This is a genomic window from Pseudomonas sp. SM4 (assembly GCF_051913165.1).
In the GTDB taxonomy this organism is placed as follows: domain Bacteria; phylum Pseudomonadota; class Gammaproteobacteria; order Pseudomonadales; family Pseudomonadaceae; genus Aquipseudomonas.
The window spans coordinates 309606-334741 of sequence record NZ_JBODOE010000005.1; the positions used below are offsets into that span (position 1 = coordinate 309606).

Consider the following 25136-nt stretch of genomic DNA (forward strand, 5'->3'; position numbering starts at 1 on the left):
CCTGATGGAGTAAACGTGATGGCCAAATCAATTGTTGCCGCCCTGCAAATCGGCTCGTTGCCCGGTGGCAAAGGTGAAACCCTGGAGCAGATTCTCGGTTGGGAAGCGGCGATCATCGAATCCGGCGCAGCGCTGGTGGTGATGCCGGAAGCGCTGCTCGGCGGTTATCCGAAAGGTGAGGCGTTCGGCACGCAGTTGGGATATCGATTGCCGGAAGGGCGTGAGGCCTACGCCCGCTACTTCGCCAATGCCATCGATGTGCCGGGCGCCGAAACCGAAGCGCTGGCCGATTTGTCCGCACGGACCGGGGCCAATCTGGTGATCGGCGTAATCGAACGCGCGGGCAGCACGTTGTATTGCACGGTGCTGTATTTCGACCCGCAGGCCGGGCTCGTCGGCAAGCACCGCAAACTCATGCCGACCGGCACCGAACGGCTGATCTGGGGCAAGGGGGACGGTTCGACGCTGCCGGTGCTCGACACCCAGGTTGGCAAGCTCGGTGCGGTGGTGTGTTGGGAAAACATGATGCCGCTGTTGCGCACGGCGATGTACGCCAAGGGCGTTGAGGTCTGGTGCGCGCCGACAGTCGATGAGCGCGAGATGTGGCAGGTGAGCATGCGCCATATCGCCCACGAGGGCCGCTGCTTCGTGGTCAGCGCCTGTCAGGTGCAGGCCTCGCCGAATGCGCTGGGGGTAGAGATCGCCAATTGGCCAGCGGACCGACCGTTGATTGCCGGTGGCAGCGTGATTGTCGGGCCAATGGGCGACGTGTTGGCCGGACCGCTGCGCGGCGAGGCCGGATTGCTCACCGCCGAAATCGATACTGCAGAACTGGTGCGCGCACGGTATGACTACGACGTGGTCGGCCACTACGCGCGGCCGGACGTGTTCGAACTGAGCGTGGACGAACGCGCCAAACCCGGCGTGCGCTTCACAACGTAAACCCGAAAATCCCCTGTAGGAGCTGCCGAAGGCTGCGATCTTTTGATCTTTTTAACAACAAGATCAAGAGATCGCAGCCTTCGGCAGCTCCTACAGGGGGCTTAGTGGTTTTGCAGCCATTCTTCGCGGGTGATTTCCCAGATGTCACGGGGGAAGCGGCCGCTGACGAAGTTGTCTTCGTCGGTTCGAATCAGGCGCATGCCCGCACGCTCGGACAGTTTGCGCGAGCCGAGGTTGGGCGCCGCTTTGGGCACGCGCATCACCGTACGATTCAGAGTGATGAACCAATATTCGCTCACCGCCGCACACGCTTCAGTCATCAACCCTTGACCCTGCCACGCCGGTGCCAGCCACAGGCCACGGTTGTTGTCCTGCTGATCCATCAGGCTGATGTTGCCAATCAACTGCTCGGGCGCTGACTTCAAGCGAATCGACCAATGCCATTCCTTGCCGGCCGCCACGGCTGGTAAAGCAATGTCGCGCAAGTAGGTGAGCGCACCATCTTCGGGGTAGGGCCAGGGGACGGCGGCGTTCAGATAACGCACCACCTCCCACTGCGCAAACTGTTGCTGCACCGCTTGGGCATCGGCCAGTTGCAGCGCACGCAGGATCAGCCGTTCGGTGTACAACGTCGGTATATCTTCCATAAACCTGCAGCCTCCCTGAGTGTCTTTGATAGACGTGCGAGGCTAACGCATATTTACCAGGTCGCGGCACTGGCCTTGGGCAAGCTCAGCTTGCCACTGTCGACGAAGCGCATGGTGCCGAACAAGCCGCCCGCGAGTTTGCCGTGCAACACGTAGGGCAGGTTGTCGAGGGTTTGTGTCTGGCTGAGGCCGAGGGTCTGGCGCAGCACCGAGAAGGCGGAAATGCTGACGGGTACGCTGACGATGGTTTCGGAAAAGCGCGGGATCGAGCCGCTCTGATCGCTCACACCCGAGGCCAGCGAATGACCGTTGACCTCAAGATCGAGGGCGATGCCGTTGTAATCGATCGCGGTTTCGTTGGGGTTTTGCACGCGCAACTTGATGGAGAAGCGCACTTCCAGGTCCTGGCTCGGCAACGGTTCGAGGCCAACCACATTGATGTTCACCGGATCACGGTTGGGAAACAGCGCGCAGGCACTGAGGGACAGCAGCAGTAGCGACAGCATGACGGCGTGGAGGCGGCGCATAAACGGTCTCTCAAAAAAAAGGGCTGAACCGTTGCCGGCGCAGCCCTTCGTTCCAAGGCCAGACGTTAGCGGTTCAACTGTGCGACAGCCGCCGCCGGGGCAGGTTCACCTTTGGCCGGCATGTCCGGATTTTCCATGACCTGAAGAATCGACGCTTCCGGGTCGAAATCGTCCTCTTCCAGCTCGATGAATTCTTCCGGCAGGAAGATATTCAGCACGATAGCGCAGAGTGCGCCAACGGTGATTGGCGATTCGAAGATATTGCGCAGCGCTTGCGGCAGTTCACGCAGAACCTCCGGCACGGCGGCGATGCCCAGGCCCATGCCGAGGGAAATCGCCACGATGAGCATGTTGCGCCGATGCAGACCGGCTTCGGCAAGGATCTTGATTCCGGCCACGGCGACGGTGCCGAACATCACCAGTTCAGCGCCGCCGAGCACCGGTTTCGGCATCAATTGCAGCACCGCGCCGATCATCGGGAACAGGCCCAGCAGCACCAGCAGACCGGCGATGAAGAACGCCACGTAGCGGCTGGCCACGCCGGTGAGCTGGATCACACCGTTGTTCTGCGCGAACGTCACCATCGGCATGCTGTTGAACACCGCCGCCATGGCCGAGTTAAGGCCGTCGGCGAGCAGGCCGGACTTGATCCGGCGGATGTACAGCGGGCCTTTCACCGGTTGCCGCGAGATCATCGAGTTGGCGGTCAAGTCGCCCGCAGCCTCCAGCGGCGACACGAGAAAAATCACCGCCACCGGGACGAACGCCACCCAGTCGAAGTTGAAACCGTACTTGAACGGCACGGGCACGCTGACCAGCGGCACCTCGGGCATCGAGGCGAAATCCACCGTGCCCATCAGCCACGCCACCACGTAGCCGAGGGTCAGGCCAATGACGATCGCGCCCAGACGCAGAAACGGCACGTCGACGCGGTTGAGCACAACGATGGTGCCGATCACCAGCGCCGCCAAGAAGAGGTGACTGGAGGCGCCAAGGTCAGGCGCGCCGAAACCGCCGGCAATGTCGGTCATCGCGACCTTGATCAGCGACAGCCCCATCAGGGTGATGATTGTGCCGGTGACCACCGGGGTGATCAGCATGCGCAATTTGCCGATGAACTGGCTCAGCACCACTTCGATGAACGCGGCGAAGAAACACACGCCGAAGATCGTCGAGAGGATTTCATCGGTGCCGCCACCGCGTGCCTTGACCATGAAACCGGCGCTGAGAATCACGCTGATAAAGGAAAAACTGGTGCCTTGCAGGCACAGCAAACCAGAACCGACAGGGCCGAAACGTTTGGCCTGCACGAAGGTGCCGAGACCGGAGACGAACAGTGCCATGCTGATCAGGTAAGGGATTTCACTGTGCAGGCCGAGAGCACCACCCATGATCAAGGTCGGGGTGATGATGCCGACGAAGCTCGCCAGCACGTGTTGCAGGGCGGCAAACACGGTCGCCGTGAGGTGCGGACGGTCGTTGAGACCGTAGATCAGGTCGTTGTTGCGCGAGGCTTTTTCAGAGGCGGTCATGGTGATTTGCGTGCCGCGAGGCGGTGCCGGGTCAGAAAATGGGTGCGCAGGATGCCGCAAGCGGGCGGCGAGGGCAACGCAATAAAATTGCCTGAAAGGTCAGGTTTTATTGGCTCAGGGGGCTTTTTGCAACCAACCCTGGCACAAGTCACACCCGTGAAGAGCAGGATCTATCTATGCAGAGCAGGATTTATCTGTGTAAAGAGGGATTCATCTGTGGCGAGGGGATTTATCCCCGATGGACTGCGCAGCAGTCCCCTGCATTTTCAACAGGCAAAAGAGCCGGGGCCGCTGCGCGCCCCATCGGGGATAAATCCCCTCGCCACAAGTGTTCTATTGCCATCAATGAGTTGTTCCATACCCGGTCATTGCGGTGTTCAGGTGAAGGCTGCCAACAAGTCTTTTTCGAATGCCTTTTGCGCATCCCCGGGCACCTGCGCTCGATGCCGGGCGAGATGGAAGGCCACTTCGAAACTCAACTCGCCGGGACGCAAGGCGCGCAGCAAACCGTTGGCTTGCCACTGATGCGCATAGTGGTCCGGCAGATAACCGACATGTTTGCCCGACAGGATAAACGCCAACGTGCCCTCGACCTGCTCCGATCGCGCCGAACAGACCTTGCCCTGGAACGGCTCGTCGCTGCGCAGAAAACGGTAGGGGTGATCGACTCGGTCGCATGCCTCAAGCGCCGCGTCACTGGGCGCCGCGTCGGTAAACAACGGATGCCCCGGCGCGCAATACAAATGCTGGGTTTCGCTGAACAACTGCCGATAATCGAAAGCGCTCTGCACTTGCGAGAAATAGCCGATCGCCAGATCCAGCCGCTGTTGCAACAGCAGGCGTTCCATTTCGCCGGGCATGGCGCTGATCAACTCGATGCGCACCGACTCGTCGCGCTCGCGAAAACGCCGGATGGCCGCGGCGACGCGTTGCAGCACTGACTGATCGACCGACTCGGAAATCCCCAGCCGTACTTCACCGATCAAGCGTCCGGCGACGCCGTTGGATTGATGGCGGAACAGCTCGATCGACTCGAACAGCGCACGCACCGCGATCAGCAATTGCTCACCCTTGGGGGTCACGCTGAATCCGCCCTTGCCCCGGCTGCACAGGCGATAACCCAAGCGGGTTTCCAGTTTGGCCATTTGCTGGCTGATGCTCGACTGGCTCAGGCCCAGATCACCTTGCGCGGCACTGAAACCACCGCACTCGACCACCCGCACAAACAGGCGCAGCAACTGTAAATCGAGGTCGTGGAGTTGCCCCAACATCACATTACTCCGGGATAAAGTCAGGATAATTATTCAGCTATTTTTCTAATGTATCCGACGGCGCATCCTGCAACCACTTCCTCCGGTCAGGTGTTCGTCATGGCTCCCTTGTTCAAGCTGTGTTTCCCCGCGCTGTTGTTGTCCGTGGCCATCCACGCTCAGGCCGAGGAGAAAACCCTCAACCTCTACAGCTGGGCCGATTACGTACCGCCGCAAACCTTGCAGCGTTTCGAGCAGGAAACCGGCATCCACGTGCGCTACGACACGTTTGATACCTCAGAGGTGCTGGAAACCAAACTGCTCACCGGTGGCAGCGGGTATGACGTTGTCGTTCCATCGTCCAGCGTGTTGGCCCGGGGATTGGCCGCAGGCGCGCTGAAAGAAATCCCCCACGACGGACTCAAGGGCTACGCCAATCTTGATCCGGACTTGCTGGCGAAACTTGCCGCCGTTGATCCCGGCAATCGCTATGGCGTGCCATACACCTGGGGCACGTTGGGGCTGGGCATGAATGTCGAAGCGGTGAAGCAGCGTCTGCCGGACGTGCCATTGAATAGCCTCGATTTGCTGTTCAAACCTGAATACGCCAGCAAGCTCAAAGATTGCGGGATCGCAATTCTGGATTCGCCGCAGGAAGTCATCGGTCTGGCCCTGCATTATTTGGGCAAAGACCCTTACAGCACCGACAAACAGGATCTGGCAGCGGCCGAGGCGTTGCTGCAAAAACTTCAACCGTCGGTGCTCTACGTCGCCACCGGCCGGCAGATCAATGACCTGGCCAGCGGCAACGTCTGCCTGGCGCTGACCTATAACGGCGACGCGAGTATGGCCGCCGATCAGGCGCGCAAGGCCAACAAACCTTACGAAGTCGCGTATCGCATTCCCAAGGACGGCACGCTGATCTGGCAAGACAACCTCGCCATTCCCAAAGACGCGCCGCACCCCGACGCCGCCCGGGCCTTTATCGAATTCATGTTGCGCCCCGATTCGGTGGCTGAGCTGACCAACACGCTGTTCTTCGCCACTGCCAATCAGGCCGCGACGTCGCTGGTGGATGAAGCCGTGCGCAGCGATCCCGACATCTACCCGCCGAGCGATGTGCGCGCGCGGCTGTACGCCGATCGCAGCATGAGCCTCAAGGACATGCGCCAGCGCACGCGCCTCTGGACCACTTTCCGTAGCCACCAATAGCCCTGAATACAATAAGAAGGAGCACACCGATGGACGTGCCAATGCAAAACGACCAGGCCATGACCCGTGACAGCCTCTACGGCACTGCCGCCGAAAGCACGTACGCCGGCATCACCAGTTTCATGCGCCGACGCTACAGCCGTGACTTGCGTGGCGTCGACGTTGCCGTCAGCGGCGTGCCATTCGACACCGCCACCAGCAACCGTCCCGGCGCACGTTTCGGACCGCGCGGGATTCGCGCAGCCTCCACCGGGATTGCCTGGGAGCGCCACTGGCCGTGGGCATTCGACCCGTTCGATCATCTGGCCGTTATCGATTACGGCGACTGCGATTTCGATTACGGTTCACCGCACAGCATCCCGGAAAGCATCGAGGCCCACGCCGAACACATTCTCAATGCCGGCAGCGCCATGCTCACCTTCGGCGGCGACCACTTCATCAGCTACCCGCTGCTCAAGGCACATGCGCGCAAACACGGCACGCTGTCGCTGATTCACTTCGATGCGCACAGCGACACTTGGCCGGATGAAGAGGGCAAGCGTGTCGACCACGGCACCATGTTCTGGCACGCGGCCCGCGAAGGTCTGGTGGACCCGGCGCGTTCGGTGCAGATCGGTTTGCGCACCACCAATGACGACCCTATGGGTTTCCAGGTCCTCGACGCGCGGCAAGTGCATCGGCGTGGCTGCGAAGCGATTGTCGAAGCGATCCGCGCGCGGGTCGGCGACAACCCGGTGTATCTGACCTTCGATATCGACTGCCTCGACCCGGCCTTCGCACCCGGCACCGGCACACCGGTGTGCGGCGGCCTGAGCACGGTGCAGGCGCTGGAGATTCTCGGTGGCTTGCGCGGGATCAATCTGGTCGGCATGGACGTCGTCGAAGTCGCCCCGGCCTACGATCACGCCGACGTCACCTCGCTGGCCGCCGCCACCTTGGCCATGGAAATGCTTTGCCTCTACGCCGCCCGACACAAAGTCGATCTCTGATTAACACCGCATAACCCTGTAGGAGTGAGCCTGCTCGCGAAGACGCCAGTTCAGCCAACATGAATGTTGAATGACACACCGCCTTCGCGAGCAGATCCCAAAACTCTTACGCCACCGGAACCTTAGGCAAATCCAGTATCTGCGAACCGGTAAAACGCGGAGTCGAGCTGACAATCGTCTCGTGTGGAACACCCGCCGCCGTGCTGCTGATGCCATCGAGTCTGGCCAGTTGGTCATCGCTCAATTGCACGTCGAGTGCACCCAGCGTCGAATCAAGTTGTTCACGAGTCCGCGATCCCAGAATCGGAATCAGCGCGGTGGTTGAGCGCTTGGCTTTTTCCCGCAACCAGGCAATGGCGACGTGGGTCGGGCTAACGCCGATTTCGCTGGCGACCGCCAGCAAAGTATCGAGGAGGGCGGTTTCCCGAGCGCTCTTTTCCGCATGCACCAACATGCCGAGTTTCGTCGCACGGTTGTTGTCATCGTTGCCGCGATACTTGCCGGTGAGGAAGCCGCCGCCCAGTGGCGACCACAGTGTGGCGGCCAAACCGAGGGCTTCAGCCATCGGCAGCAACTCCCGTTCAGCGCTGCGTTCGGCAAGGCTGTACTCGACCTGAATAGCCGCAATCGGCGCAAAGCCACGCACCTCTGCAAGCACGTCGGCACGGGCGATCCGCCATGCCGGGAAGTTCGACAATCCGGCGTAGTGAATTTTCCCCGCGCGTACCAGGTCATCAAATCCACGCAGGATTTCTTCCATCGGCGTCACGCCGTCGCTGATATGCGCCCAGAACAGATCGATGTGATCGGTGTTCAAGCGTTTCAGGCTTTCTTCGACGGCGCGCACCATGTTTTTACGGCTGTTGCCGGTGTGGGAAATGCCGTCCGCCGGTGTAGTACCCATCGTGTATTTGCTGGCAATTACCAGACGATCGCGCTCCGGAGCGATGAACTCGCTGAGCATCGATTCCGATTGCCCACCCTGATAGCCATTGGCGGTATCAATGAAATTGCCCCCGGCATCGAGATAGCCATCAAAGATGCGCTTGGCTTCATCGCGCTCCGCGCCGTGGCCCCAACCGGTGCCGAAGTTGCCAGCGCCCAGCGCCAGTTCCGAAACACGCAGGCCGGTTTTACGGCCGAAAACCTTGTAATGCATGGCGATGTCCTCGATGAAATCAAATGGTGGAAATAAGATTACGGTCGAAATATGGCGACAATATGATGCTGGTAATATTGGCTGTCAATACGCTTGGTGCTCAACGGTCAGCCGGTTACCGCGGGGGGGAATGCATGCGTGGTCGACGCCTTAAACCTCACTGTTTAAGCAACACCCACAGACACTCTTTTCAGGCTACGCAACTTTGCGCCTTTGCCTACAGCCAAGCCAGAATCCGCCGGCTCGTGCGCTTGGGGTCCGGTCTTTATCGTTTGCGGGTCGCGAGCAGCGGGCATCACTGACTGATTTGATCGTTGCCACACGTTCAGCAGGGGCATGGCATACTGCCGCGCATGACTTTCGACTCTCCTCTAAGCGCCTGGCAGCACGCCATCGAACACAAGGGCTTCATCCAGGATGAAGCTCAGGAACACGCGGTCTGGGCGCTGCAAAAATGCCACGAAGCCTTGCATGCCGGAGCCCGTGTGGTCACCGGCGTTTACCTGTGGGGCCCGGTCGGGCGCGGCAAAACCTGGCTGATGGATCAGTTCTATCAGAGCCTGCGGGTGCCGGCGCGGCGTCAGCATTTTCACCATTTCATGGGCTGGGTACACCAGCGTTCGTTCCAGTTGAGCGGCATTGCCGACCCGTTGCGCGCATTGGCCAAAGAGCTCGCTGCCGAAGTGCGCGTGCTGTGCTTCGATGAACTGTTCGTCAATGACATTGGCGATGCGATCATTCTCGGGCGCCTGTTCCAAGTGATGTTCGACGAAGGCGTGGTGGTGGTCTGCACTTCCAACCTGCCGCCGGATGATTTGTATGCCGATGGCTTCAACCGTGACCGTTTTACCCCGGCGATTGCGGCGATCAAGGCGCACATGCAGGTGGTGCCGGTGAACGGTGCCGAAGATCATCGCCTGCACCCGGGCGCCGGTCTGCAGCGTTATTTTGTTGCCACCCCGGGCGCGGCCAGTGCGTTGGGTGAGGTGTTTCAGGCTCTGGCGGCCGGGGAATCTGTCAGTGACCAGCCGGTGTCGGTCGGACATCGGATGTTGAATGTGGTGCAAGCCAGCGAAGCGGTGTTGTGGTGCCGCTACGCTGATCTTTGCGAACAGCCTTTTGCCGCCATGGATTTCATCGCGCTGTGCGATACCTACCGGGCTATTCTGTTGGGCGAGGTACCCAACCTCAGCGCGCAGAAGCGGGAAGGGCGCATCGCCCGTGGTACCGAAGACGGCGCCGAGCGGGTCGTGGCAGGGGATCGAGAACTGCCGCAGTTGTCGGTACACGACGATGGCGTGCGCCGCTTTATTGCGCTGGTCGATGAGTGCTACGACCGTAAGGTGCCGCTGTACGTCGAGGCACACGTGCCAATGGACGCGCTGTACACCGAGGGTTATCTGGAATTCCCGTTCCGCCGCACCCTCAGCCGCTTGCAGGAGATGCAGTTGCAGCGCTTTGCCGAAGCTTGATCAGTGAAGAGGGCGCCGACATGACCCAACCGCTGTCCCATCATCTATTGACCCAGGCGTATCAGAACGCCTGGGCCAATCACCGACTGGCCAAGGCCTGGATGCAGCTCTCTGACGCCGACCTTGCGGCACCACGGGTGAGCTTTTTTCCGGGCATTCGCCTGACCCTCAATCACATCCTCGCCTGCGACTGGTTCTACGTCGATGCGCTGGAACGCGAGTTGCGCGGCGATGAGCCGCATCCCGATTGCTACGTGTTTTTCACTCAGGACGAACCGTTTACCGAGGCTGCCGCGTTGCGTGCCGAACAGGCGCATGTTGATCGGCGTCTGATCGCCTATTGCGAGCAACTGCGCGACGCCGACCTTGCGCGTATCGTCACCATTGCTCGCGACACGCCGCAACACGACAGCCGTTTGCGCATGCTGGCGCACTTGTTTGAGCATCAGATCCATCACCGTGGCCAGGTGCATGCGATGCTCAGCGGTACGTCGGTAAAGCCGCCGCAACTGGATGAGTTTTTCTGCGTAGGTGAAAGTGCCCTGCGTGCGCAGGACTTCGCCGAGCTGGGCTGGACTGAAGAGTTGATTTGGGGGCATTGATAACAGCAAAAGATCGCAGCCTTCGGCAGCTCCTACAGTGAGTACGGTATTCCCATGTAGGAGCTGCCGAAGGCTGCGATCTTTTGATCTTTTGATCTTTTGCCGTTGCGGGTTGCCCACCAGTTCCCCCCCGCGCTAAGGTCGAGCAGCCTGTCAGCGTGCATTTTGCGCGCCGGGGCTCATGTGTATTCGGGGATGGAAATGGATTCCGCAGAGATTCTTGTGCTTCAGGCCAGCTACACCAATCCACTGCACGCCGAGGCCATCGGCATCGTGCTCAATCATTACGCAGAAGACCCCATGGGCGGCGGTCATTCGCTCGATCCTGATCTGCTGCGACGGTTGCCGGAAGAACTGGCCCGTCGGCCTTACGCTTTCAGTGTGCTGGCGTTCGTCGGCGGCGAGCCGGCGGGGCTGGTCAATTGCTTCGAGGGTTTTTCAACCTTTGCCTGCAAGCCGTTGGTCAACGTCCACGATGTGGCGGTGGTGGGCAAATTTCGCGGCCTCGGCCTGAGCCAGAAAATGCTGCAAAAAGTCGAGGACATCGCTCGTCAGCGTGGTTGCTGCAAGATCACCCTGGAAGTGCTGGAAGGCAATCCAGTCGCGCAGGGTTCCTACCGCAAGTTCGGCTTTGCGCCGGGCATGTTCAATCCGGAGCACGGGCGCATGCTGTTCTGGATCAAGGATCTGCAGGCATAAAAAAAGGCGCCCGAACAGGGCGCCCAACTGTCATCTCTCAGGCTGAAGCGCAGCCGTGAGAGGTCCATCGGTTGCTCGATAAATCAGTTGCGATAAGACTCGGTCACTTGTGCGGTCTGGTCGGCGGGGACCCGCAGCTCTTGGGCTTTGGCGTCGCTGGCCGGCGCACTTTGCGTGCGCTGGACCGGGAAGTTGTCGTAGTAATGGTGCATGCGCTCGGCGCCGCCTTCGGCGAAAACGCTGGCAGAGCCAAGGGTGAGCAGACCTGCAAGGATTGCTGTGGTGGTTTTCATGGTGCCTCCTACTGAAAAACGTCGGAGCCGTTCATCCATGAAGCAGAACTCGGAACAAAGTCTGTAGGAGGTGAATTAACTCGGGGTTAACGCAGTGGAACGCCTGTCACCCAAACTGTGGTGAGGGAGCTTGCTCCCGCCGGAGGGCGGGCATCTCCCTGGAACAAGGGCCTGCTGCGCAGTCCATCGGGGATAAATCCCCTCACCACAGGTGATTTCAGTTAGCTGGGGACGGTTAGAGCTTCCAGTCGAGGCTCAGCGTTACGGTGCGTGGGTCTCCCCAGTACACGCCGTTGTAGAAGCCGACGTTGTCGTAATACTTCTTGTCGAACAGGTTGTTGACGTTCAGCGAGGCCGACAGGTGCTTGTCGAACTCATAACGCGACATCAGGTTGACCACGGTGTAGGCGTCCTGGTTGATGCGCGTACGTTCAGTGAGAATCCGCCCGTTGGCGCCGCGCCCGATCGGGCGGTTGGCGGTGCCGTAGACGTCGCTCTGCCAATTGACAGCGCCACCGACGGTCAGCGCGTTCCAGTTGCCCGGCAAGCGATACGCCGTGGACAAACGGAACATGTTCAGCGGCTGGTTGGTGTTGCTCCGTTCCTTTTCACCATTGGCCGAATGGGTGTAGGTATAGCCGGCGGTCATGTTCCAGCCAGTGAGCACTTCACCCGAAACTTCAGCTTCGAAGCCGTTGACCTTGTTGCCTTTGCCGCCGCTCTTGTAGAACTCCTCGCCGGTGACCGGATCCGGTGCGACCGAATCGTCGACTTCGGCAACGTTGTCCTGTTTGCTCCAGAACAATGCGGTCGACAGGTTCAGACGTTCTTCCAGCAGACTGCCCTTGAGTCCCAGTTCGTAGTTGCTGCCCACCACGGGGTCGAGGTAGTTGCGACTGCTGTCACGGTTGCTTTGCGGTTTGAAGATGTCGGTGTAGCTGACGTAGGCGGTGTATTCCGGGGTCAGGTCGTAAAGCAGGCCGGCGTACGGCGTCCAGATGTCGTTTTGACGCTGACGGGTTGCGTCGAAACGACTCAATTGCAATTGGCTGTCGTAATAGTTATCGCGACTGGATTCGTCCCAACTGCCGTAACGGCTGCCGAGCACAGCATGCAATTGGTCGGTAAAGCTCAAGCGGGTGGCGAGGTAACCGGCCTTTTGCCGGGTCTGGCTTTTCGAGCCACTGAGTCCCGTCACCGTGTCCGGGAATTTGGCGATGTCGCCCATGTATTTCCAGTCACGGATGTTTGCGTAGTCCGCCGCAGTCGGGCCGTCAACGGTATACGGCGAGTCGGCACGGTATTGGGCCTCGCCATAGCCGACCATCAATTCGTGTTCGCGGCCCAGCAAAGAGTAGGGGCCGGACAAGTTGAAGTCGTAAGCCTTCATGCTCTGATCGCCGATCATGTGCCCCATGTACGCGACCATCCCGCTGCGATCGGCTTCAGGAAAACCGCCACCGCCATAATAGGTTTTGCCGTCGGAATCGCTTTTACGATGGGTGTACGCGGCTTTCAAATGCCAACCGCCGGCAAGTTGCTGATCCAGCGTGGCGAAGGCGGTCTTGTCGCGCAGCGGCCAGGAACTCCACGAGGTCGCCATGTTGGTTGAACGACCAAGTCCCGCTTTGCTGCCATCGGCGTTCCAGTACGGCACCGTGCCCCAGGACGTGCCTTGCACTTGTTTGTCTTGGTAGTCGTAGCCCACGGCCAATACGGTTGATTCGGTCAGGTCCGCTTCGAGAATGCCGTAACCGACCTCGCGTTGCAGCGCGTATTTATCCTTGATCGACTGGCTGTCGCGATAGGCCAGCACCGTGCGCCCGCGTAAACGACCGTCGAAGGCCAGCGGGCCGCCAACGTCGACGTAACTGTAGTAATCGTCGTAGCTGCCGCCGCTGACCCCGGCCAGAGCCTGCAGTTGTGCCGTCGGACGCTTGCGCACCATGTTGATGGTCGCTGACGGATCGCCCGCGCCGGTGGTCAGCCCCGTGGCGCCGCGCACCACCTCGATGCGGTCGTAGATGATGGTATCGGCGTCGGACTTCATGCGGCCGAAGGTGTTGAGCATGCCGTCAATCTGGAAGTTGTTGATCGAGTAGCCGCGTGACGAATAGCTGACACGGTCGGAATCGAGGTGCTGTACCACCACGCCGGTGGTCTGCTGCATGGCTTCGGTCAACGTACCGAGTTTGAAATCATCCATTTGCTGGCGGGTGACCACCGACACTGACTGCGGAGTTTCCTTGATCGACAGGTTCAGCCGAGTTGCCGTACTCATGGCACCGGTGGTGTAAGCGTCAGTGTTTTCGGTGGTGGTGCCCAGGCCTTGGGCGGTGACATCGGTCGCAGCAAGTTCCAACGCTGTAGCGGCCGGATTTGCCGGGTTTGCGGTATCGTTTTCAGCCAGTAGATCAGCGCTGAACGCAGCGCTGCACAGACCGAGCGTGAGGGTCATGGAACGGGTGATGGGCGCGAACATCGCAGCCGACTCCTTGTCTTCGAGGGGAAATATCCTTTGGTTCAAAGACGAAGAGGGGAGACGCGATTTAGTAACAAACGAGAAATATTATTATTTAAGGCCTTCCCCAACCCTGTAGGAGCTGCCGCAGGCTGCGATCTTTTGATCTGTTTTTCAAAACACAAAATCAAAAGATCGCAGCCTGCGGCAGCTCCTACCGGGTAGAAGAAAGGGGCCATTTCGGCCCCTTGCTGGTGTTACTTCTGTGCGACATCCGCTGGCGCGGTGTCGGGCTTTTTCGGCTTCATCAGGCTGAAGTCGATCAAGGCCCGCTGCTCACGCTCATACGGGTTGCCGATCATCAGCGGACGCGGCTTGAAGCTGTCGCTGACCAGGCACTTGCTGCGGTCCAGTTCATCGAAACTCAAACCGGCCATGTCCGCCCAGGTGTGGATCAAGTGCGAACTGCTGTAAGGCCGCCCCAGATCGCCGGCGAAGTTCCAGTCATGGTTTTCTTTCCATTTCGGCGATGCCCAGGCCATGAACGGGATGGTGTACATCGGCGCAGTGGGTTTGTTTTCGTTGCGGCCCAGGGTTTTGTGGCCGACCGAATCGAACACGTCTTCGCCGTGGTCGGACAGGTACAGCAAAAAGCCGTTCGGGTCGGACTTGGCGTAATCCTTGATCAGGCTCGACACTACGAAGTCGTTGTACAGCACCGCGTTGTCGTAGCTGTTGTAAGTCGGCACCTGATCGTCACGCACGCCGGCCGGCACGCCTTCGCGGTCCTGGAACTTGTCGAAGCTCGGCGGATAACGGTACTGGTAGCTCATGTGCGTGCCGAGCAAATGCACGACGATCAGTTTGCGCTGCGCCGGATCAGTCAGGGCCTTGTTGAACGGCTCGATCACGTCACCATCGTATTGCGCGGCGTTCTGGTTGCGGTTGTTGTTCAGGTAGACCTGCTCATCCGCCTGCTCGGAGAACGTGGTGAGCATGGTGTTGCGCTTGGTCATGGTCTGCTGGTTGGTGATCCAGAAGGTTTTGTAGCCTGCCTGTTTCATCATGCTGACCAGCGACGGCGTCGACAGGTAAAGGTCGGGGTTTTCCTCGTCGGCGAAGGTCAGCACTTGCTGCAGCGCCTCGATGGTGTAAGGGCGCGGGGTGATGACGTTGTCGAAGACCGCCAGTTGATCCTTGAGCTTGTCCAGTTCTGGCGTGGTCTTGCGCGGGTAACCGTAGAGGCTCATGCGCTGACGGTTGGTCGATTCGCCGATCACCAGCACCAGCGTCGAGGGCTGATTGGCGCCAGCGTCCTTGAGGTTGTGCAGCGGCGGGATCTTGCTCGCGCTGTGCAACATGCCCTGCATTTCCGCCAGCGTGTCCAGATAGCGGTGATAGGCCACGGCCATCTGCCACGGCACCGCCGGCTCGATGCGGGTTTCAAACTTCTCGAAACCGCCGGCGAAGCTGCCGGTGCGCATCGTTTGCTTGACCAGCGGGTAACCGACGACGGCCACGATAATCGCCATCGCTGCGACTAACGCGCGGCCACGGGGCATGTACACCGGGCGCAGGCGAGTCCAGAGGAAATACGCGAACAGGGTGTGGGCGAGGAACGCAGGGACCATCCACCAGGCAAAGTACTGGGTCATGTACTCGCCCGCTTCAGAAATGTTCGACTCGAACATGATGAAGATGACGCTCTGCGAGAATTCCTGCTGATAGATAAAGAAATAACCCAGGCTGGCCATCGAGCAGGCCCACAACACGACACCGATGATGGCGGCGAGCAGCTTGGTGCGTTGGGGGAACAGCAGCATCGGCGCCAGCCAGATCGCGCTCATCACGAACGCCTGACGGAACCCGGTGAAACCCGAAGTGCCGGTCAGCTGGATCAGCAGTTGGGTGATACCCGAGAAATACCAGAAGAACACGAACAGCCAGAGAAACCCGGCCCAGTCGAAACCTGTCGCAGTCGTTTTGCTGCGTTTGAACAATGCCATTCAGCACTCCAGCTCAGTCGTTGCAACCACCGCCGGAGAGCTTCCATGAAACCGACGAACGGAGGCCGCACGCGAACGCCCGGCCAGAATGCGCCGGAGTATCACCAAGGGAATGTGAAAACTTTGTTAGTTGCAGATGACTGACAGAGGTGAATCATGTCGGGAACGACGGACGCCGTTCCCGAAACACGCGGGCAGTTCAGGCGTGCGGGTTGCGCATGACCACCGGCAGAGGTTTGGGCTGAGCGCCCTGAGTCAACGCGCGCAGCTGCGCCAGCTCCTGCTTGAGTTGGTCGCGTTCGTCTTTCAACTGGCGCAATTCATCGCGACGGATTGTCACGTACAGGGTTTGTGGCGGCATTGCTGTGTGTACTGTGCCCATTGCTCACCTCGCAAATGGCGTGCATCAACTGTAAATAGCGGCCGTTTTTGGCTGCTGACTTACTATCGGCGCCAATTTTGATTTCTTTTGCCTGTGAATGGAACTTTTTTATTTTTCATGGTCGGTGTGTCTTCGCCACGTTTCGGGGCGTTATCAGTCTGATTCGGGCACAATGCACGGAAACTTCATCGCAACGCTCTGGACTAACCTCCATCAGTCGCGTTGGGCTATAACCCATGACACACATTTATTTGTAGTAAGGAGCATCAGCACATGCAACTCGGGATTATTGGACTGGGCCGCATGGGCGGCAATATTGCGCGACGTCTGATGCTCAACGGTCACACCACCGTTGTTTACGACCGCAATACCGCTTTCATCGATAACCTGGTCGCCGAGGGCTCCACGGGCGTCGCAGACCTGCCTGCACTGGTTGCCGGCCTGGCCAAACCGCGTGCGGTCTGGGTCATGCTGCCGGCCGGCGCGCCGACCGAAGACACCATCAACACCCTGAGCACACTGCTTGAAGCCGGCGACACCATCATCGACGGCGGCAACACCAACTATAAGGATGATATTCGCCGGGCCAAGACCCTGAACGAGAAGGGCCTGCACTACATCGACGTCGGCACCTCCGGCGGCGTCTGGGGCCTGGAGCGCGGCTATTGCATGATGATCGGCGGCGACGCTGAAACCGTGCAGCGCCTCGATCCACTGTTCGCCGCACTGGCGCCGGGCATGGGTGACATCCCGCGCACCAAGGATCGCAAGTCCGATGACCACCGTGCCGAGCACGGCTACATCCACGCCGGTCCTGCCGGCGCCGGGCACTTTGTGAAGATGATTCACAACGGTATCGAGTACGGCATGATGGCCGCGTTCGCCGAGGGCTTCGACATCCTCAAGACCAAATCCAGCGAACGTCTGCCGGAAGATCAGCGTTTTGATCTGAACGTGGCTGACATTGCTGAAGTCTGGCGTCGCGGCAGCGTCGTTTCCTCGTGGTTGCTCGACCTGACCGCCGACGCACTGGCCAGCGATCCGAAGCTCGACGGCTTCTCCGGTTCGGTTGCCGACAGCGGTGAAGGTCAATGGACCATCGAAGCGGCCATGGAGCAAGCGGTGCCGGTGCCGGTGTTGTCGAACTCGTTGTTCTCGCGCTACCGCTCGCGCGGCCAGGGCACCTTTGGCGACAAGATTCTTTCGGCCCAGCGCTTCGGCTTCGGCGGCCACGTGGAGACACCGAAGAAATGACCCATACGATCCGCAGGAAATCCAAGGCAGAACCCGCACCACCGACCACGCTGTTTCTGTTCGGTGCCCACGGCGACCTGGTCAAGCGCTTGCTGATGCCGGCGCTGTACAACCTCAGTCGCGACGGCTTGCTTGACGAAAACCTGCGGATCGTTGGCGTTGACCACAACGCCATTACCGATGAGGCCTTCGCGCAGAAGCTCGAAGACTTCATCCGGACCGAAGTGGCGGCGAAAGTCGGCAAGGGTGATCAGATGCTTGATCCGGCCTTGTGGGCCAAGCTCGCCAAAGGTATCAGCTACGTCCAGGGCGACTTCCTGGACGACAGCACTTATTCCGCGCTGGCGGCGAAAATCGCCGACAGTGGCACCGGCAATGCGGTGTTCTATCTGGCCACCGCGCCGCGTTTCTTCAGTGAAGTGGTGCGCCGACTCGGCAGTGCCGGCTTGCTCGAAGAAACTCCCGAAGCGTTCAGAAGGGTGGTGATCGAGAAGCCGTTCGGCTCCGACCTGCAAACCGCCGAAGCGTTGAACGCCTGTTTGCTCAAGGTGATGTCCGAGAAGCAGATCTATCGGATCGACCATTACCTGGGCAAGGAAACCGTGCAGAATATTCTGGTCAGCCGGTTCTCCAACAGCCTGTTCGAAGCCTTCTGGAACAACCATTACATCGACCACGTGCAGATCACTGCGGCGGAAACCGTTGGTGTCGAAACCCGTGGCAGTTTTTACGAACACACCGGCGCACTGCGCGACATGGTGCCCAATCACCTGTTCCAGTTGCTCGCCATGGTTGCGATGGAGCCGCCGGCGGCATTTGGCGCTGATGCGGTGCGCGGCGAAAAAGCCAAGGTGGTCGGCGCGATCCGTCCGTGGACGACTGAAGAGGCACGGGCCAACTCGGTTCGCGGCCAATACAGCGCGGGCGAAGTCGATGGCAAATCTCTGAACGGCTATCGCCAGGAGCCCAACGTCGCGCCGGACAGCAGCACCGAAACCTACGTGGCGCTGAAGGTGATGATCGATAACTGGCGCTGGGTCGGCGTGCCGTTCTACCTGCGTACCGGCAAGCGCATGAGCGTGCGCGACACCGAGATCGTCATCTGCTTCAAACCGGCGCCGTACGCGCAGTTCCGCGACACCGAAGTCGACGAGTTGCAGCCGACTTACTTGCGTATCCAGATTCAGCCCAACGAAGGCATGTGGTTCGACCTGCTGGCCAAGCGGCCGGGGCCGGCGCTGAACATGGCCAACATCGAGCTGGGTTTTGCTTATAAGGACTTTTTTGAGATGCAGCCGTCGACGGGTTACGAAACCCTGATTTACGACTGCCTGACCGGCGATCAGACGCTGTTCCAGCGCGCCGACAACATCGAGAACGGCTGGCGCGCCGTGCAACCGTTCCTCGATGCCTGGCAACAGGACGCGAGCGTGCAGACTTACGCCGCCGGTGAAGACGGCCCACAAGCCGCCGAAGATCTGCTGACTCGCGATGGTCGCGTCTGGCATGGCCTCGGATGAGTGACTTGCCGAAGCAACCCATCCGTTTTCTGCTCAGTGACATGGACGGCACGCTGTTGCTGCCCGATCACACGCTGAGCCAGCGCACCATCGACGCGGTTCGCGCCTTGCGTGAGGCGGGCGTGTTGTTCAGCCTCGCCACCGGGCGGCCGCCCAAAGCCATGTTGCAGCAGATCGAAGCCTTGGGCGTTGATCTGCCGACGGCGGCGTTCAATGGCGGGACCATCGTCAATCCCGATGGCAGTCTGCTGGTGGCGCATTACCTGCCGGCAACGACTGCACTGATTGCGCTGGCGACGTTTGCCGATCAGCCTGAGGTGGAAATCTGGGTGTTTAGCGGCGGGGACTGGCTGCTCAAGGACCCGCACGGGCCGATGGTGCCGCGCGAGCAGCATGGCCTCGGTTATCCGCCAGTGGTGGTTGAAAGTTTCGAGCCGTATCTGGAACGTATCGACAAGATCGTCGCGACCAGCAACAACACCGAACTGTTGATTGAACTGGAAGCGCGGTTGCTGCCGAAGGTCAACGGCATGGCGCAAGTGTCGCGTTCGCAACCGGTGTATCTGGACGTCACTGCGCTGGAGGCCAACAAAGGCACCGCGCTGGCGACACTGGCCGAACACCTGGGCATACCGCTGGAACAGACCGCTGCGATCGGCGACGGCGGCAACGACCCGGCGATGTTCCATTGCGCAGGATTATCGATTGCCATGGGCCAAGCGGAAGACGCCGTAAAACGCCAGGCCGACGTGGTCACCGCTCCCAACACCGAAGACGGCGTCGCCTTAGCGATCGAAAAATACATCCTCCAATAACACCTGTAGGAGCTGCCGAAGGCTGCGATCTTTTGATCTTGTTTTTATGCAGCAAGATCAACAGATCGCAGCCTTCGGCAGCTCCTACATGAGGTTGGGGTTAGAGCCAGTAGCTCACGGCGTACCAGCCCAGCAGGCCCATCACGAAGGTGTACGGCAACGCCATCCACACCATTCGTCCGTACGACAAGCGCACCAGCGGTGCAATCGCCGACGTCAGCAGGAACAGAAACGCCGCCTGACCATTCGGCGTGGCCACGCTCGGCAGGTTGGTGCCGGTGTTGATCGCAATCGCCAGCGTTTCGAAATGCTCACGGCTCATGTGTCCGGCGAGGAACGCCTGCTTCACTTCAGTGATGTAAATGGTCGCGACAAACACGTTGTCGCTGATTGCTGACAACAAGCCGTTGGCAATAAACAGCATGCCCGGTTGTTGCTCGACCGGCAGCGCCAGCACCCATTGAATCAGCGGTGCAAACAGTTGTTGATCGTGAATCACCGCCACCACCGCAAAAAACACCACCAGCAACGCAGTGAACGGCATGGCGTCCTTGAACGCGCTGCCCAGGCGATGCTCGTCGGTAATCCCGGTGAACGCAGTGATCAGCACAATCACCATCAAGCCGATCAGGCCGACTTCAGCGACGTGAAACGCCAGGCAACCGATCAGGATCAATGCCGCCGCACCTTGCACCAGCAACGCGGCGCGTTGGCGTGGCGTACGTTCGGCGTTGTCTTCGGCGGCGTAGTTGGCCAGCACGGCGCGAACGTTGTCCGGCAGTAGCGTGCCGTAACCAAACCAGCGCAGTTTCTCCAACAACACGCAGGTCACCAGGCCCGCCGCCAGGACTGGCAACGACACCGGGGCAACTTTCAGGAAGAACTCGCCAAAATGCCAGCCCATTTCGTGGCCGATCAGCAGATTCTGCGGCTCGCCGACCAGTGTGCAGACACCGCCCAACGCCGTGCCGACCGCGCCGTGCATCAGCAGGCTGCGCAAGAATGCGCGGAATTGATCGAGATCGTCATGATGCAGTGTCGGCAGGTGCTGGTCGTCGCCGAATTCGCTGTCCTGGCGTGGGTCATTGCCCGAGGCAACACGGTGATACACCGAATAGAAACCGACAGCGGCACTGATGATCACCGCGGTGACGGTCAGTGCATCGAGGAATGCCGAGAGAAAGGCCGAGAGAAAGCAGAACATCAAGGCCAGCGCCGCTTTCGAACGCACGCCCAGCAACAGGCGCGAGAACAGATACAGCAGCAGATCCTTCATGAAATAGATGCCGGCGACCATGAACATCAGCAGCAGGATTACCGGAAAGTTGTGCAGCAACTCATCGTAAAGTGCCTGTGGCGTGGTCATTTTTAGCAGCAGCGCTTCGATCAGCAATAGCCCGCCAGGCATCAGCGGATAACACTTGAGCGCCATGGCCAGGGTGAAAATGAATTCGATCACCAGCAGCCAGCCGGCGGCAACCGGGCCGACAGACCATAACACCAGGGCATTGAGGATCAGGAAGCCAACGATGGTCGCCTTGTACCAGCGTGGCGAGTGCCCGAGAAAATTTTGCGCGAACGCCTGGGCGATTGAACCGGACATCGCTTGCTCCTTGTCTTGAGAAGCGCGCAAGTTGCCGGATGTGTCACGCAAGTTCAAGTGCTGAATGCCCCCCTCACCCCTGTAGGAGCTGCCGCAGGCTGCGATCTTTTGATCTGGGTTTTAAAAAAACAAGATCAAAAGATCGTCCGATCGCGGCCCGAGCCTGCGGCAGCTCCTACATTGGATTTATTCGGGGTTGAGGTAGCGCGCGACCATCGCCCGGTAGTTGCCATCCAGCGAATAACCGCCGACAAGAATCCCGCCGTCCGCTTGCAAGGCCAGCGAATTGGCTGTGTCCAGGCTTCGGCCAAGACGTGTGCGCAGCCAGCCATTGCCATCGCCGAAACGCTGATCGAGGTCACCATCAGGCAAATAGCGCGCGACGATAAAGTCTGCTTCAACGCCGCCAATGGTCGCGCCGACGGCAATCATCCGCCCGTCCTGCATGCGTTGAGCGGCGTTCCACTGGCAGCCACTGGGGCCGATGTCGAGTAACTGCGGCAGGCCGTCATGGCGGTGCAGGTCGGCGCGACCATTGTGATGCAGGATCAGAGAAAGACAGTGACTCGGGTCGCGGCTGCTGCCGAAACAGTGCAGGTGTTGCGCCGACTCGATCACCTGGCTGACCTGCGCACTGCGCCCGCCAGCGGTAAACGACATAAAACCGTCGACGGCAAACCGCTCATCCAGACGGCCATCAGGCAGGTAACGCGCCAACAGGCCTTCTTGCGGAAAATCGATGGAGCCGGCGACCATGATCCGCCCGTCCTCCTGCAACAGCAGGCTGCTCAGCCAGGTATTGAGCAACAAATGGCGGATCATCACGAAGCCACGACCGTTGAACGTCTCGTCCAGGCTGCCGTCAGGCTTGAGACGGATGAGCATGCCGGCATGGTCGGCCAGTTCGAAGTGATGATTGGCAATCAGCAGCACATGGCCGTCAGGTTGCACGGCGACATCGCAGGCCTCCGCGCCCGGTACACCCGGCGGCAGCCAGTTATCGCGGGTGCCCATGGACAAGTCGCCCGGCAGGCGCACGACTTGCACGCCGTTATCGCCAAATGTCGGGTCCGGATTGCCCAGGGCATCGAAACGGGCGAGGGCGGGCAAGGTGCGGTGGGTGTTTTCGTAGTGGAGGCCGGCCAGCAGGATTCGGCCATCAGCGAGTACCTGCACTTTACTGGCTGATGCTTCAAAGCCGTGGGCATATTCGCCGATGACACTGCCGTGATGCGCAAACCCGAGATCCGCCGAACCGTCGGCGAGCAATCGCGCCAGGCCGAATCGGCTGCCTTGGGCCGTGCCGACTTTGGCGGCCACCAGCACGCGGCCCTGCTGATCGACAGCGACGCCTTGCGTCATGCTCGACTCACTGCCGGCAAAATACACTTGCGCGATGCCGCGAGTCGCAAAGGTCTGATCAAGTTGTCCGGCGCTATTTAACGGCGGCGCCAGCGCGAAAGCGTTCGAGCTGAACATGCACGCATCTCCTTGCGAGTTGACCATGACCCGGGAGCCGGGTGGGTAACTGCATGAGCCGAACATTCAATACTTGATGCTCAAGAAGTACAACGGTGAGAACTAACAGGCGGAGGGTCGCACTGTGCCACAACAGTGTCTTTTTGAACCAATGGCAAGCCTGCCAAGCAGTTGGGCCTGACGCCACTGTTTAAAGTTATACAACCGTGGGTGCGGACGAAAAGAAAGTGCAACTAAGGGAAAGAGGGCGGATGACCTTAATGCCATCCGCATCACCCGCAAAATCAGTGTGGCATCGACCACGATTGCAGCAGGTAGCCTTCTTCGCTCAACTCGGCGCGGGCTTGTTGCAGCAGTTGTTCGAGTTGTGCCGGATCGGAGTAGGCACTGCTTGGAATCTGTTTGCGGCCAATGTGGGAGTTGGTCCGATCAATAACGGTCAGGCTCAGTTCGCCATTGCCGTCTTGTGGCGCCCAGGCCACGCACTGGAAGGGTTTGAACGCGTGGTTGGCAATCAAAAGAGCTTCGTTGATACGGAGCGGGGCGGTCATGGGGTCTTCTCTCTGTAATGCCCAATCAAGTGATAGGCCGTCGGTTGGGCTTACCGTTCGGCTGGTTACTTGTACTGATGCACGCAACCCGCTAACGGGTCACACTCGAAACAAAGAAATTTCAACTTTCTTTCATAGACCTGGCTTTTAGACAGCTTTTGAAAGCTCGCTGAAAGCTTTTCAGTAATGAAATAGTCGATAGCTAACTAACAACCGCGCTGCTTATAACGCGTTTGTTTGTACACCTATAAGCAATCGATACAAGGCGCTGTCAAAATCTTGCTAATGTTACAGTCGGGTCTGCCAAATGACTGTTTTTACAATCATTTCTAATATTTGGCGCCAAGGAACAGTCATGAGCGAAGCGCCTGCGTTACGACGTTTATTGGTGGTCGATCCGTGCGACGACTGTCACCGCTTATTGCCCGGTTTACGCGCGGTAGGCTGGGATGTCGACAGTTGTACGCTGGAAAATGCCGCCGACCGCAGCTGCGACGTCGGCTTGCTGCGATTGCAGCCTTTTCACCTGGAACGACCCGAAGCGGTGAAGGAACTGATCAGTCGCAGCGGCACGGAATGGATCGCTGTGCTGAATCAGGAAGTACTGCGCCTGCAGAACGTTGGCGACTTCGTCTGCGAATGGTTTTTCGATTTCCATACCCTGCCGTTTGACGTGTCTCGGGTGCAAGTCACCCTCGGCCGGGCGTTCGGCATGGCACGCCTGCGCGGGCAGGGCACAATTCACGTCGACCAGCCCGAACATGAATTGCTCGGCGACAGCAAACCTATCCGCGAACTGCGCAAATTGCTCAGCAAGCTGGCGCCGACCGAATCGCCCGTGTTGATCCGTGGCGAAAGCGGCACCGGTAAAGAGCTGGTCGCGCGCACGCTGCATCGGCAATCGCAACGTCACAGCAAACCGTTTGTGGCGATCAATTGCGGGGCAATTCCCGAACACTTGATCCAGTCCGAGCTGTTCGGTCACGAAAAAGGTGCGTTTACCGGAGCACATCAGCGCAAGGTCGGCCGCATCGAAGCGGCCAACGGCGGCACCTTGTTCCTTGATGAAATTGGTGACCTGCCGCTGGAGTTGCAGGCCAATCTGCTGCGGTTCCTCCAGGAAAAACACATTGAACGGGTCGGTGGCAGTCAGCCGATTCCCGTTGATGTGCGGGTGTTGGCAGCAACCCACGTCGATCTTGAGTCTGCAATCGAGAAGAAGCGCTTTCGCGAGGATTTGTACTACCGGCTCAATGTGCTGCAAGTGGTCACCGCGCCTTTGCGTGAGCGGCACGGTGACCTGTCGATGCTGGCCAACCACTTTTCCCATTTCTACAGCCACGAAACCGGTCGACGTCCGCGCAGCTTCAGTGAAGATGCGCTGATTGCGATGGGTAAACACGATTGGCCGGGCAATGTCCGTGAGTTGGCCAACCGCGTTCGTCGCGGACTGGTGCTGGCCGAGGGGCGGCAGATCGAGGCGCGCGATCTTGGCCTGATCAGTCAGCATTCAATCGCTACGCCCATGGGCACGCTGGAAGATTACAAGACGCGAGCTGAACGTCAGGCATTGTGCGATGTGTTGAATCGGCACAGTGACAATCTGAGCATTGCGGCGAAAGTACTTGGCGTGTCCCGTCCGACGTTTTACCGGCTGCTGCACAAGCATCAGATTCGCTAGAAGATCAAAAGATCGCAGCCTTCGGCAGCTCCTACAAGGGTAATCCTGTAGGAGCTGCCG

Annotated in this window: 22 protein-coding genes; 10 read left to right on the top strand and 12 right to left on the bottom strand. The window is 59.5% G+C overall.

Going from position 1 to position 25136, the window contains the following annotated elements; all coding sequences use genetic code 11:
* The first annotated feature begins 18 nt into the window (after window positions 1-18).
* Entirely contained in the window at window positions 19-942 is a 924-nt protein-coding gene (locus ACQ4MY_RS12060; protein ID WP_440095263.1) for a carbon-nitrogen hydrolase family protein, read from the top strand.
* A gap of 101 nt (window positions 943-1043) precedes the next feature.
* Here the strand turns inward: ACQ4MY_RS12060 and ACQ4MY_RS12065 are convergent, their stop codons facing one another.
* The 4 genes from ACQ4MY_RS12065 to ACQ4MY_RS12080 all read right to left on the bottom strand — a co-directional run bounded on the left by ACQ4MY_RS12065 (window position 1044) and on the right by ACQ4MY_RS12080 (window position 4919).
* A complete protein-coding gene (locus ACQ4MY_RS12065; protein WP_440095264.1) occupies window positions 1044-1589 on the bottom strand; it encodes a GNAT family N-acetyltransferase in 546 nt (181 codons plus the stop codon).
* 53 nt (window positions 1590-1642) lie between these two features.
* Window positions 1643-2116 carry an LEA type 2 family protein gene (locus ACQ4MY_RS12070; protein WP_440095265.1) on the bottom strand — a complete coding sequence of 158 codons (474 nt, stop codon included), beginning with the start codon at window positions 2114-2116 and terminating at the stop codon, window positions 1643-1645.
* Between the two features lie 65 nt (window positions 2117-2181).
* Complete coding sequence (locus tag ACQ4MY_RS12075) at window positions 2182-3648, bottom strand: nucleobase:cation symporter-2 family protein (protein ID WP_008088653.1); 1467 nt, start codon at window positions 3646-3648, stop codon at window positions 2182-2184.
* A 377-nt stretch (window positions 3649-4025) separates the two neighbouring features.
* Window positions 4026-4919, bottom strand: a complete 894-nt coding sequence (locus ACQ4MY_RS12080) for a LysR family transcriptional regulator (RefSeq protein ID WP_440095266.1) — start codon at window positions 4917-4919, stop codon at window positions 4026-4028.
* A 99-nt stretch (window positions 4920-5018) separates the two neighbouring features.
* Between ACQ4MY_RS12080 and ACQ4MY_RS12085 the strand changes: the two genes are divergently transcribed.
* Window positions 5019-6110: a polyamine ABC transporter substrate-binding protein gene (locus ACQ4MY_RS12085; RefSeq protein WP_440095268.1), complete on the top strand. Its 1092-nt coding sequence runs from the start codon at window positions 5019-5021 to the stop codon at window positions 6108-6110.
* 29 nt (window positions 6111-6139) lie between these two features.
* The gene (gene speB, locus ACQ4MY_RS12090; protein ID WP_440095269.1) at window positions 6140-7099 is read left to right on the top strand and encodes an agmatinase; all 960 of its coding nucleotides are present in this window, start codon (window positions 6140-6142) and stop codon (window positions 7097-7099) included.
* Between the two features lie 106 nt (window positions 7100-7205).
* On the opposite strand, the gene ACQ4MY_RS12095 is transcribed toward speB, so the two are convergent.
* The gene (locus ACQ4MY_RS12095; protein ID WP_440095270.1) at window positions 7206-8258 is read right to left on the bottom strand and encodes an aldo/keto reductase; all 1053 of its coding nucleotides are present in this window, start codon (window positions 8256-8258) and stop codon (window positions 7206-7208) included.
* Between the two features lie 353 nt (window positions 8259-8611).
* Here ACQ4MY_RS12095 and zapE point away from each other — a divergent pair, with 353 nt between their 5' ends.
* The 3 genes from zapE to ACQ4MY_RS12110 all read left to right on the top strand — a co-directional run bounded on the left by zapE (window position 8612) and on the right by ACQ4MY_RS12110 (window position 11031).
* Complete coding sequence (zapE, locus tag ACQ4MY_RS12100; RefSeq protein WP_440095271.1) at window positions 8612-9730, top strand: cell division protein ZapE; 1119 nt, start codon at window positions 8612-8614, stop codon at window positions 9728-9730.
* Between the two features lie 20 nt (window positions 9731-9750).
* Window positions 9751-10332 (top strand): DinB family protein, encoded by a 582-nt coding sequence (locus ACQ4MY_RS12105; protein WP_440095273.1) that lies wholly within the window; start codon window positions 9751-9753, stop codon window positions 10330-10332.
* A 201-nt stretch (window positions 10333-10533) separates the two neighbouring features.
* Window positions 10534-11031: a GNAT family N-acetyltransferase gene (locus tag ACQ4MY_RS12110; protein WP_008088660.1), complete on the top strand. Its 498-nt coding sequence runs from the start codon at window positions 10534-10536 to the stop codon at window positions 11029-11031.
* 83 nt (window positions 11032-11114) lie between these two features.
* Here the strand turns inward: ACQ4MY_RS12110 and ACQ4MY_RS12115 are convergent, their stop codons facing one another.
* From ACQ4MY_RS12115 to ACQ4MY_RS12130, 4 genes are all read right to left on the bottom strand, one after another.
* Window positions 11115-11324 (bottom strand): hypothetical protein, encoded by a 210-nt coding sequence (locus tag ACQ4MY_RS12115; RefSeq protein WP_158835594.1) that lies wholly within the window; start codon window positions 11322-11324, stop codon window positions 11115-11117.
* 235 nt (window positions 11325-11559) lie between these two features.
* Window positions 11560-13806, bottom strand: a complete 2247-nt coding sequence (locus ACQ4MY_RS12120) for a TonB-dependent siderophore receptor (protein ID WP_440095274.1) — start codon at window positions 13804-13806, stop codon at window positions 11560-11562.
* 236 nt (window positions 13807-14042) lie between these two features.
* Window positions 14043-15791: a phosphoethanolamine transferase CptA gene (locus ACQ4MY_RS12125; protein ID WP_440095275.1), complete on the bottom strand. Its 1749-nt coding sequence runs from the start codon at window positions 15789-15791 to the stop codon at window positions 14043-14045.
* 199 nt (window positions 15792-15990) lie between these two features.
* On the bottom strand, window positions 15991-16173 hold the full coding sequence (locus ACQ4MY_RS12130) for a DUF6026 family protein (protein WP_008082537.1): 183 nt from the start codon (window positions 16171-16173) through the stop codon (window positions 15991-15993).
* A 273-nt stretch (window positions 16174-16446) separates the two neighbouring features.
* On the opposite strand from ACQ4MY_RS12130, the gene gnd reads away from it, so the two are divergent.
* The 3 genes from gnd to ACQ4MY_RS12145 are packed head-to-tail and all read left to right on the top strand — an operon-like array spanning window position 16447 to window position 19762.
* The gene (gene gnd / locus ACQ4MY_RS12135; RefSeq protein WP_008082539.1) at window positions 16447-17427 is read left to right on the top strand and encodes a phosphogluconate dehydrogenase (NAD(+)-dependent, decarboxylating); all 981 of its coding nucleotides are present in this window, start codon (window positions 16447-16449) and stop codon (window positions 17425-17427) included.
* Window positions 17424-18947: a glucose-6-phosphate dehydrogenase gene (gene zwf, locus ACQ4MY_RS12140; protein ID WP_008082541.1), complete on the top strand. Its 1524-nt coding sequence runs from the start codon at window positions 17424-17426 to the stop codon at window positions 18945-18947. Before gnd ends, zwf begins: the two co-directional genes overlap by 4 nt.
* Window positions 18944-19762 carry an HAD family hydrolase gene (locus ACQ4MY_RS12145; RefSeq protein ID WP_440095276.1) on the top strand — a complete coding sequence of 273 codons (819 nt, stop codon included), beginning with the start codon at window positions 18944-18946 and terminating at the stop codon, window positions 19760-19762. Before zwf ends, ACQ4MY_RS12145 begins: the two co-directional genes overlap by 4 nt.
* A gap of 100 nt (window positions 19763-19862) precedes the next feature.
* Here the strand turns inward: ACQ4MY_RS12145 and nhaB are convergent, their stop codons facing one another.
* The 3 genes from nhaB to ACQ4MY_RS12160 form a co-directional block, all read right to left on the bottom strand.
* Window positions 19863-21365, bottom strand: a complete 1503-nt coding sequence (gene nhaB, locus ACQ4MY_RS12150; protein ID WP_440095277.1) for a sodium/proton antiporter NhaB — start codon at window positions 21363-21365, stop codon at window positions 19863-19865.
* Between the two features lie 186 nt (window positions 21366-21551).
* Window positions 21552-22844, bottom strand: coding sequence for a hypothetical protein (locus ACQ4MY_RS12155; protein ID WP_440095278.1), 1293 nt, complete (start codon window positions 22842-22844; stop codon window positions 21552-21554).
* Between the two features lie 284 nt (window positions 22845-23128).
* Complete coding sequence (locus ACQ4MY_RS12160) at window positions 23129-23395, bottom strand: hypothetical protein (protein WP_008078918.1); 267 nt, start codon at window positions 23393-23395, stop codon at window positions 23129-23131.
* Window positions 23396-23750: 355 nt separating this feature from the next.
* Here ACQ4MY_RS12160 and ACQ4MY_RS12165 point away from each other — a divergent pair, with 355 nt between their 5' ends.
* Window positions 23751-25076 (top strand): sigma-54 dependent transcriptional regulator, encoded by a 1326-nt coding sequence (locus ACQ4MY_RS12165; RefSeq protein WP_008078919.1) that lies wholly within the window; start codon window positions 23751-23753, stop codon window positions 25074-25076.
* Window positions 25077-25136 lie beyond the last annotated feature (60 nt).

Coding starts and splice junctions, on each gene's coding strand:
- ACQ4MY_RS12125 (WP_440095275.1), bottom strand. CDS start 15,791: ATGGCATTGTTCAAACGCAGCAAAACGACTGCGACAGGTTTCGACTGG.
- ACQ4MY_RS12060 (WP_440095263.1), top strand. CDS start 19: ATGGCCAAATCAATTGTTGCCGCCCTGCAAATCGGCTCGTTGCCCGGT.
- ACQ4MY_RS12165 (WP_008078919.1), top strand. CDS start 23,751: ATGAGCGAAGCGCCTGCGTTACGACGTTTATTGGTGGTCGATCCGTGC.
- speB (WP_440095269.1), top strand. CDS start 6,140: ATGGACGTGCCAATGCAAAACGACCAGGCCATGACCCGTGACAGCCTC.
- zapE (WP_440095271.1), top strand. CDS start 8,612: ATGACTTTCGACTCTCCTCTAAGCGCCTGGCAGCACGCCATCGAACAC.
- ACQ4MY_RS12155 (WP_440095278.1), bottom strand. CDS start 22,844: ATGTTCAGCTCGAACGCTTTCGCGCTGGCGCCGCCGTTAAATAGCGCC.
- ACQ4MY_RS12085 (WP_440095268.1), top strand. CDS start 5,019: ATGGCTCCCTTGTTCAAGCTGTGTTTCCCCGCGCTGTTGTTGTCCGTG.
- ACQ4MY_RS12120 (WP_440095274.1), bottom strand. CDS start 13,806: ATGTTCGCGCCCATCACCCGTTCCATGACCCTCACGCTCGGTCTGTGC.
- ACQ4MY_RS12075 (WP_008088653.1), bottom strand. CDS start 3,648: ATGACCGCCTCTGAAAAAGCCTCGCGCAACAACGACCTGATCTACGGT.
- nhaB (WP_440095277.1), bottom strand. CDS start 21,365: ATGTCCGGTTCAATCGCCCAGGCGTTCGCGCAAAATTTTCTCGGGCAC.
- ACQ4MY_RS12095 (WP_440095270.1), bottom strand. CDS start 8,258: ATGCATTACAAGGTTTTCGGCCGTAAAACCGGCCTGCGTGTTTCGGAA.
- ACQ4MY_RS12110 (WP_008088660.1), top strand. CDS start 10,534: ATGGATTCCGCAGAGATTCTTGTGCTTCAGGCCAGCTACACCAATCCA.
- ACQ4MY_RS12080 (WP_440095266.1), bottom strand. CDS start 4,919: ATGTTGGGGCAACTCCACGACCTCGATTTACAGTTGCTGCGCCTGTTT.
- ACQ4MY_RS12115 (WP_158835594.1), bottom strand. CDS start 11,324: ATGAAAACCACCACAGCAATCCTTGCAGGTCTGCTCACCCTTGGCTCT.
- ACQ4MY_RS12130 (WP_008082537.1), bottom strand. CDS start 16,173: ATGGGCACAGTACACACAGCAATGCCGCCACAAACCCTGTACGTGACA.
- ACQ4MY_RS12160 (WP_008078918.1), bottom strand. CDS start 23,395: ATGACCGCCCCGCTCCGTATCAACGAAGCTCTTTTGATTGCCAACCAC.
- ACQ4MY_RS12145 (WP_440095276.1), top strand. CDS start 18,944: ATGAGTGACTTGCCGAAGCAACCCATCCGTTTTCTGCTCAGTGACATG.
- ACQ4MY_RS12070 (WP_440095265.1), bottom strand. CDS start 2,116: ATGCGCCGCCTCCACGCCGTCATGCTGTCGCTACTGCTGCTGTCCCTC.
- zwf (WP_008082541.1), top strand. CDS start 17,424: ATGACCCATACGATCCGCAGGAAATCCAAGGCAGAACCCGCACCACCG.
- ACQ4MY_RS12105 (WP_440095273.1), top strand. CDS start 9,751: ATGACCCAACCGCTGTCCCATCATCTATTGACCCAGGCGTATCAGAAC.
- gnd (WP_008082539.1), top strand. CDS start 16,447: ATGCAACTCGGGATTATTGGACTGGGCCGCATGGGCGGCAATATTGCG.
- ACQ4MY_RS12065 (WP_440095264.1), bottom strand. CDS start 1,589: ATGGAAGATATACCGACGTTGTACACCGAACGGCTGATCCTGCGTGCG.